Source organism: Pseudomonas sp. PIC25 (assembly GCF_002286785.1).
Classification (GTDB): Bacteria; Pseudomonadota; Gammaproteobacteria; order Pseudomonadales; family Pseudomonadaceae; genus Pseudomonas_M.
Genome location: NZ_MUJY01000189.1, coordinates 1 through 3,876 on the forward strand (window position 1 = coordinate 1; position 3,876 = coordinate 3,876).

Below are 3,876 nucleotides of genomic sequence, written 5' to 3' on the forward strand. Positions count from 1 at the left end.
GAAGTCATGAGTGAGGTGATGCAGAAAGCTATGGCTATGCAGCATGATGCTCCCGCTTCAATTCAATAACCCTGTTGCACTCAGCTCCTGCAACCGCCCACGTATGCCGCTACGGGGATCGCAGGGGCGTTGATTCTGGTGTCGGCGGCGATGGGGCAACGCACCCACGAGGAGTTCCTGGCCGATTACGAGGCGCTGCGTGCGGCCGATCAACTGGATGAACACGGGATTGAGAACAAGGCGCTGCATCCGCCCTGGTTGACCTGGGTCCGCTAACTATTATGGGAGACAGGCAATGACTGGGTTTCTTTTGGCTGCGGTGTTTGCCGCTTGGTTGGTTTTTGTCGTATTTGTCACACGCTATGTGATTCGATTATTTAAATCTGGATTTTTGAGAGTGATAGGTGGGGTTTCGATATTTTTGGTTCTATTGATTGTGCCTCTAATAGACGAGTTGGTTGGTAAGTGGCAATTCAACTCGTTGTGTAAAAGCTATGCAGTGGTCCAAGTCGACGAGGAGCATGCTTATAATCGAAACGTTTTTTCTGAAGTGAGAAAGGAAGATCGATATGTTGAGGGAGTGATGTTGAAGATTCGTATAGATCCATATGTGTACCGCGATGTTGATACAGGTAATGTCATTGTTAAATATCATATCCTGCATGCGCAGGGTGGGTGGCTAGTTCGCTTCTTGGGTGTGTCTGAGGCGAATGCTCCCTTGTTATTTGAAGGGGGATGTGCTCCATCTAATAGGTACGATTTTAAAAAAATATTTGGTATTAAGGTTGTTAACTAGGAGTTGGTAATGGGAAAGACATATTGGAATGCCCTTTTGGCCGATGCTACTTACGCATTGGATAGTCCGGTTGAAGATCTTTCAGGTGCTGATTTGGTAAATGCGCTCAGGTTTAGAATGACTGAGCCGGTCGCCTCCTACATTGCAAAACAATTTTCCGTAGTTTCGCACATTGAAACTGATGATGTCACGGGCTCTGGCTTCGACGCCACTGTCTGGAAAGGAGAAGATGGAAAGCTGTACGTCTCGACGCAGGGTACTGCGGGATTACAGGATTTTCTCACTGACGGAGAACTTTCGATTACCGGTAACGCCGTTAGCCAAATTACAGACATGATCAATTGGTGGCTGCGGATTACAACGCCTAAGTCTGAAATGGCCTTACAAGTGGCGACTTCGCTTGTTGAAGACGGAGAGGATGCGTACGGCAGCCCAATCAGAGGTGAGATATAACTGGCCTACATTTGATTGCAGTTTTTTAGGTTGGTTGGTGTTATCTTTGCTAGTTATTAGGTGTTTTGCTTGATATATAAGAAATCGTGGTCTGAGATGGGTTGGATGCTTCTTGTTTTTGCGTTTCTTATGATTGCGCCTGTTCTGGATGAGGTTGTTGGTGGATGGCAATTTAGTGATCTCTGTGAGCAGTATACAAAAGTATATGTAAACGAGGAGAGGGCTAAAGGGAGAAAGGTTTTTTATGTTAGGAGAGGGGAAGACAGATTCTTGGATGGGGTAGCAGTGAAAGTTCGTATTGACCCGATTGTGTTTACGGATGCGGAAACTGGAGAGGTGCTTGTCAAATATAATGAGCTTCGTGCTCAAGGAGGGTGGTTTATTAGAGTTCTAGGGATATCTGAAAATAATTCACCATTGTTGTTTGATGCATGGTGTGGACCATTTGATCAAGATATGATTTTAAAGAATCTTAATATAGAAATTTTGAATTAAGGAGAGATTGTGACTGGATTGTTTTTGCTTGCAGTGCTCGGCGTTTGGCTGGCGGTTGCTACTTTTGTCGCTCGAATGATAGGGCGGTTTTTTAAATCTCAATTTAAAAAAATAGCGGCTGTGTTGATCTCATTTATGCTTGTTCTTGTTCTGCCATTTTCTGATGAATTGATTGGGGTTTATCAAATGAACAGTTTATGCTCAAAAAATGGTTTCCCGCCTATGGCTGCTTTTGAAAAACAGAGGGGCAGAACATTAGTTTCGAGAATGAGTTTGTTTAAGCCGGTGCCAGGAACGCTTCTGGAAACTGAGATGGCTGAAAAAACTTATGTGGATGAATTGTCGGGGGAGGTCGTTATCAGATTCTCTATATACCGCGTTAGAGGGGGGTGGCTGATAAGGGGACTAGGGATATCGGAAAATAATTCTCCTCTTATTGTTAGTGCTAGTTGTGGAGGGGTAGGAGGCTATCCATTGCGAGAAGTGATTAATCGTTATCAAATTAAGTTAACATTTGAATAGGGTTTGGGTAAATGTCTAATTCTATGTTTGGTTCCTATGTTAGTGCTCTTTTGTCTGATGCGACATACGACTTGGATGACAAGACTGAAGATTTTGCCTCTGGAGAGGTTTTGTTTTCTTTCTTGCAAAAACGTATGACGCCATCATTGGCTACATATATACAGAAAAATTTTAGCGTTCTGACTCATGTGGAGACTGACGATAAGTTTGGCTCTGGCTTCGACGCCACTGTCTGGAAAGGAGAAGATGGAAAGCTGTACGTCTCGATGCAAGGTACCGCGGGATTACAGGATTTTCTCACTGACGGAGAACTTTCGATTACCGGTAATGCCGCTAGCCAGATTACAGACATGATCAATTGGTGGCTGCGGATTACAACCCCTAAGTCTGAAATGGCCTTGCAAGTGGCGACTTCGCTTGTGGAAGACGGAGGAGGTGCGCTTGGCAATCCAGTCATAGGATCGCAATTAGTCCTTGCGCCGTCTGTAATGGGGGAGGGACTGATTTCCTCCGAAGAGTTGGCCGCCGGTGTCGAGGTCAGTGGTCATAGCTTGGGTGGTTACTTGGCATCGGCATTTACCCGGCTGTTCGGTCGTCATGCCAATGTTCTGCACACCACCACATTCAACAGCGCGGGTTTTTTTGGAAGCGAGCCTGTATTCAAACGTTGGGAGGAGTTGTTAGGACCGGGATATGGATTAGGGCGGTTCCCCAGTTCCAGCGAGCAGACCAACTTCTTTGCCAAGAACGGCATCAACGTCACTACCAATACTTTCTGGTTCGAGCAAATCGGAAAGAGGGTCGAGTTGTTCAACGAAGAAGGTACTGGTTTCCCCAACCATTACATGTACAAGCTGACCGATACACTTGCCTTGGCCAATGCTCTGCAAACATTGGACCCTCGCTTGGATTTGGCTATGGCGAACGACTTGTTCGAGGCCTCTTCCTTGCGAACCGAAGCCTCCTTGGAGGGCGCGCTCGATGCGTTGCGTCAGGTGCTCGGATTGGGTGGAGCAAGCACCCCTATCGGTGATGAGGGGAACAGCCCGCAGTCGCGCATACGCTTTCATGAAAATCTTTCCGCTCTGACGGAAAGCCCAGTATTCAAGAGCTTGGAAGGAAAGGTATCCATTTCGGTTGGCAACGCCAGTGCAACGAGCGCCAAGACCGATTTCGGCCATTTTCTCGCGTTGCAGTTTCTTACGCCGTTCGTGTTGCAAGGACTTGGTACGGATGCTTTGAAGGAAGTGCATCGCGATCTTGCTCGGAAATGGGATGCCGATCTGGCATTGAGCCCAGAGCAACGCTTGCAGGGCTTGGAAAATTATTCGGACGCCTATCTGCAGGCCCGCGCCGACCTGCTCAACCGCCAGATCCAAGCGGCCTTGGTGGATCGCGCACTGACGCAAGATCCGTTTACCCGCTTCGGCACCAACGATTCGGATGAACTGACGGTGGGCTATTCGAATGAGGGGCGCGGTGGATCGCTCTTCGGGGGAGACGGCGACGACCTGTTGAGCGGTTTGTCGGGCCGGGATTATCTGGAGGGTGGTGACGGGCAAGACCATCTGCAAGGGCGGGCCGGAGCCGACACGCTCCGCGGCATGGCC

General features: G+C 48.0%; 5 protein-coding genes and 1 pseudogene. All 6 read left to right on the plus strand.

Going from position 1 to position 3,876, the window contains the following annotated elements; translation table 11 throughout:
* Positions 1-150: 150 nt before the first annotated feature.
* Positions 151-276 (plus strand): hypothetical protein, encoded by a 126-nt coding sequence (locus BZL41_RS29235; RefSeq protein ID WP_256578254.1) that lies wholly within the window; start codon positions 151-153, stop codon positions 274-276.
* A gap of 19 nt (positions 277-295) precedes the next feature.
* Positions 296-796 carry a hypothetical protein gene (locus BZL41_RS28285; RefSeq protein ID WP_143518165.1) on the plus strand — a complete coding sequence of 167 codons (501 nt, stop codon included), beginning with the start codon at positions 296-298 and terminating at the stop codon, positions 794-796.
* A 9-nt stretch (positions 797-805) separates the two neighbouring features.
* Positions 806-1,249 (plus strand): hypothetical protein, encoded by a 444-nt coding sequence (locus BZL41_RS26505; RefSeq protein ID WP_095602028.1) that lies wholly within the window; start codon positions 806-808, stop codon positions 1,247-1,249.
* A gap of 96 nt (positions 1,250-1,345) precedes the next feature.
* Positions 1,346-1,744, plus strand: coding sequence for a hypothetical protein (locus BZL41_RS28290; protein ID WP_143518166.1), 399 nt, complete (start codon positions 1,346-1,348; stop codon positions 1,742-1,744).
* A gap of 9 nt (positions 1,745-1,753) precedes the next feature.
* A complete protein-coding gene (locus BZL41_RS28295; protein ID WP_143518167.1) occupies positions 1,754-2,266 on the plus strand; it encodes a hypothetical protein in 513 nt (170 codons plus the stop codon).
* Positions 2,267-2,277: 11 nt separating this feature from the next.
* Positions 2,278-3,876: pseudogene (locus BZL41_RS26510) on the plus strand (calcium-binding protein); the annotation flags it as partial.